Source organism: Sphingobium sp. C100, assembly GCF_000508185.1.
Taxonomy (GTDB): domain Bacteria; phylum Pseudomonadota; class Alphaproteobacteria; order Sphingomonadales; family Sphingomonadaceae; genus Sphingobium.
Genome location: NZ_AYOY01000070.1, coordinates 1 through 3,701, shown reverse-complemented (window position 1 = coordinate 3,701; position 3,701 = coordinate 1). Strand labels below are relative to the sequence as shown.

Annotated in this window: 4 protein-coding genes; all 4 read left to right on the top strand. The window is 66.7% G+C overall.

Annotation, left to right across the window (positions count from 1 at the left end; all coding sequences use genetic code 11):
* On the top strand, positions 1-1,039 hold a 1,039-nt coding region (locus C100_RS0124200), incomplete at its 5' end, for a glycosyltransferase family 2 protein (protein WP_031308860.1).
* Positions 1,040-1,101: 62 nt separating this feature from the next.
* A complete protein-coding gene (locus tag C100_RS31045; protein ID WP_031308859.1) occupies positions 1,102-1,839 on the top strand; it encodes a class I SAM-dependent methyltransferase in 738 nt (245 codons plus the stop codon).
* Positions 1,836-3,152 carry a hypothetical protein gene (locus C100_RS31040; RefSeq protein WP_024018937.1) on the top strand — a complete coding sequence of 439 codons (1,317 nt, stop codon included), beginning with the start codon at positions 1,836-1,838 and terminating at the stop codon, positions 3,150-3,152. Before C100_RS31045 ends, C100_RS31040 begins: the two co-directional genes overlap by 4 nt.
* Positions 3,149-3,701, top strand: a 553-nt coding sequence (locus tag C100_RS31035) for a glycosyltransferase (RefSeq protein ID WP_024018936.1), incomplete at its 3' end; no start/stop codon positions are given. The genes C100_RS31040 and C100_RS31035, both read left to right, overlap by 4 nt.

The window sequence follows — 3,701 nt, the reverse complement described above, 5'->3', positions numbered from 1 at the left end:
GCTGCCGACCCGGCCGGAACAGCCGGTCGCCGGCCCGCCGCCCAGCGCCTCGCTGCTGTTCTGCGCCTATAATGAAGCCGCTGCCATGCCGGAAAAGCTCGCCAATCTGGCGATGCTGAAACAGCGTCATCCCGCGCTCCAATGCCTTGCCTTCGACGACGGATCGTCCGACGGCACTGGTGATCTCATCGCGGCGCGCGGCGATCTCGTCACCCTGTTGCGCGGCCCGGGCCGCAGCGGCAAGGCGCATGGCATGAAGCAGCTCGCCGCCTGCGCGCGCGGCGATGTACTGATCTTTACCGACGCCAATGTGCTGCTGGACGAGGATGCGCTCGAACGGCTGCTCGCCCGCTATGCCGATCCGCGGGTCGGCGGGGTGCTCGGATCGCTCCACTATCTGGGCGATGGGGAAAGCGCCACGGCGCGGGTCGGTTCGCTCTACTGGCGGATCGAGGAATGGTTGAAGGACGCGGAGTCGCGCACCGGCAATGTGCTCGGCGCCGATGGGTCGATCTTCTCGATCCGGCGCAGCCTCTATCCCGATTTCCCCGACAGCGTGCTTGACGACCTCACCGTGTCCATGGCCGTCGTCTTCGCCGGCAAGCGCTTGGTCAAGGCGAAAGACGTCATCGCCCGCGAACGGCTGGTGACGGCGCGCCGGGACGAATATCGGCGCAAGGTCCGCATCGCCGCGCGCGCCTGGCACACGCACCGCCACCTCGCGCCGCAATTGCGACAGATGGCCGCGCTCGACCGTTTCAAATATGCCTCGCGCAAGATCCTGCGGTGGTTCGGTGGCCTGTTCATCCTGATCGGCGCGATCGCGGCCGCTGCGCTGGCGTGGCGCCTCTCGCCCATCCTGTTCGCGACAGGCGTTACAGCTGTCGCTTTCGTTGTCGTGATTGGCGCTCGATCCAGAAGCGGTCCCTTCGCCGCGCTGGTCGATATGCTGATCGCCTATGCCGCGACGTTGCAGGGCGTGCTCAAGGCAATGCGCGGCCGGACCGTGACGACATGGAACCCGGCCAAGTCGCGCTGACCCTCTCGCCAAGGGCTGACGATATAGTATAGGCGCAACCCATACCCCATGCGGAGAATGACGTGATTACTGTCCAGCGGGTGGCCAAGGCCGCCGGCAAGCATCTGACCCGGACGGCGCTGCAACTGCGCAAGGCTCTGGGCGCGCGCGCTAACCGGGGCTGCCCCGCCTGTGGCAGGACCGTGATCGGCTTTTTCCGCTATGGCGACAACAGGGAATGGGGCTGTCCGCAATGCGGCGCATCCCCGCGCGAGCGGTTGATGAACTGGTTGATCGTGGCGGGAATGTTGCGCGTGCCGACTGAGGGCGCGATCCTGCATCTGGCGCCCAATGAAGCCAGCCTGGTGAAGCGCTTTGCCGCCGCCGCCGACTATGTGCCGGCCGATCTCGACCCCGCACGCTACACTGTAGCGAACATGCGCCGCGTCGACCTGATGGAACTGGCCGACGTGGATCGCTACGATCTTTTCTATGCCAGCCATGTGATGGAGCATGTGCCCGACGATATGGCCGTGCTGCGCAACATCCATCGCGCGCTCAAGCCGGGCGGCGAGGCTTGGCTGATCGTGCCGCTGTGGGACAAGCCGACCGAGGATGGCAGTTTCGCCATGTCCCCGCGTGAACGGGAACGCCGGTTCGGGCAATGGGATCATGTTCGCCAATATGGCCCCGATTTCGCCGACCGCGTTCGCGCCGCCGGCTTTGACCTGGAAGAGATTGACGCGGCCGCCCTCGATCCCGACACACGCCATTTCCATGCGCTGGACGATCGGCTGTTCCGCGCGCGCAAGGCCGCATGAATCGCCCCTCCGGGAACAAGCTCGCGCGGCTGGAGGGCTCCGCCCGCATCCTGGCCCTGGTGAAACTCGCCAATGTCGGGTTGGTGCTGATCTGGGGCTTTGCCGTCACCTTCGTTTTCGTGCGCGTGCTGCCGATCGCCGAGTTCCAGGCCTTCCTGCTGCTCGTCGCCTTCGGCAATTTCACCATTTCGGCGGAATTCGGCCTGACCAGCATCATCTATGCGCGGTTGCGGCGGCATTGGCTCGGCGATCGGGAGGACGCGGCCGACGGCGGCTTCCGGCTGGAGGAAATGGGCGTCCTCTTCCTCTTCCTGGGCCTGCTGGTCGCGGGTGGCACGCTGATCCTGCTGATTGCGCTGGCCATGGGCTGGCTGGCCACGGCCATGCCGCTCCTCTTCCTGCTCTTCTTCCTCTCCGCCTGCCTCAACCTGCCCGCCTTGCTCGCCAAGCGGGCGTTGGCGGCGATGGACGGCAATCTCCTGTGGGAAGCGCTGGATTGCGCGCGGCGGGTGGTGACGATCGGGCTGCTGCTGGCGATCCTCGCGGGGCTTGACCCACGCCTGTCGGTCGCGCTGCAACTGGTCGTGAGCATAGTGGCGATCGGCTATGCCATCGCCCATGTCCATCGCCGCCTGGATATGCGCCGGCGGCACTGGCTGGCCTTCCGCGTCGGCGGCGGCCATGTGCGCGCGCATTATCTGCGCGACATCGGCGCGTCGGCGGCCTTCACCGTCTCGGACATCGTCGCCTATAACGCGCCCTATTTCTCGATCGCGCTGGCGACGTCGGACGCGCGACCGATGCTGATTTTCGATTTCTTCTTCAAGATGTCCAGATCGCTGTCCATGTTGGTGCGCGCCATGGTCGAAGCCGCGCTGCCGCGCATCACCCGCGCCTATCATGCGGGGGAGACGGAACGGCTGCGGCAGTTGCTCCTGCGCGCGATGGGCGCGGCGATGATTTTCGCGATCGGCCTCGCGGCGGTGCTGCTGGCGGTGGGCGACCGGCTGTTCACCCTGTTGTTCGACGGACGCGCCGCGATCGACCTGGCGGACATCAGCCTCATGATCCTGTCGCTCGCCGCGCTGACGATCCTGTGCGTATCGGTTTATGTGCAGGGCGCGCTCGGCCGTTTCAGTGAATTGCTGGCCCGGTCTCTGCCTTTCCTCGCCGGATCGCTCGCCAGTGCGCCGCTGGCGCTGATCTTCTGGCCGGGCCGGTTCGATCTGGCATTTCTGGCGCTCTATGCGTTCACGCTCATCGGGGTGGCGGGGCTGCATCTTCTCTCGCTGCGCCGGCTGTTGCGCGCATGAAGGTGGCGATGCTCGATCCCTCGCTCTTCACCGGGCGCTATGACGACAGCCTGTGCGCCGCGCTGGCGGGGCAGGGACAACAGGTGACGTTGCTCGGCCGCCCGATGCGCGCGACCGACGCCATCTCGCCGCGGGGTTATGTCTATCGCCCGCATTTCTTCCGCCGCAGCGAAGCGCTGCGCGCGCGGATCGGGGAGGGGCGCGCCTTCCGGCTCGTCAAGGCCGCCGAATATGGCCTCGCCTGCGCGCTGGGCGACATCCACCCGCTGGCCGCCGCCGACATCGTTCATGTCCAGTGGCTCCCGCTCGCGCCCGCCGACCGGCTGATGCTGAACCGGCTAAAAGGACGAACGGCGCTGGTCCACACCGTCCACAATGCCGACGCCTATCATGCCGATGCAGGCGTTCAGGGGCGGGGCTATCGCGCACTGCTCGACCAGTTCGACGCGCTGGTCGTACATGGCGACACGGCCCACGCCGCGCTGATCGGGCAGGGTGTCGATCCCGCCCGCATCCATATGACGCCGCACCCGCCGATGCGGCTGGCGG

Coding starts and splice junctions, on each gene's coding strand:
- C100_RS31040 (WP_024018937.1), top strand. CDS start 1,836: ATGAATCGCCCCTCCGGGAACAAGCTCGCGCGGCTGGAGGGCTCCGCC.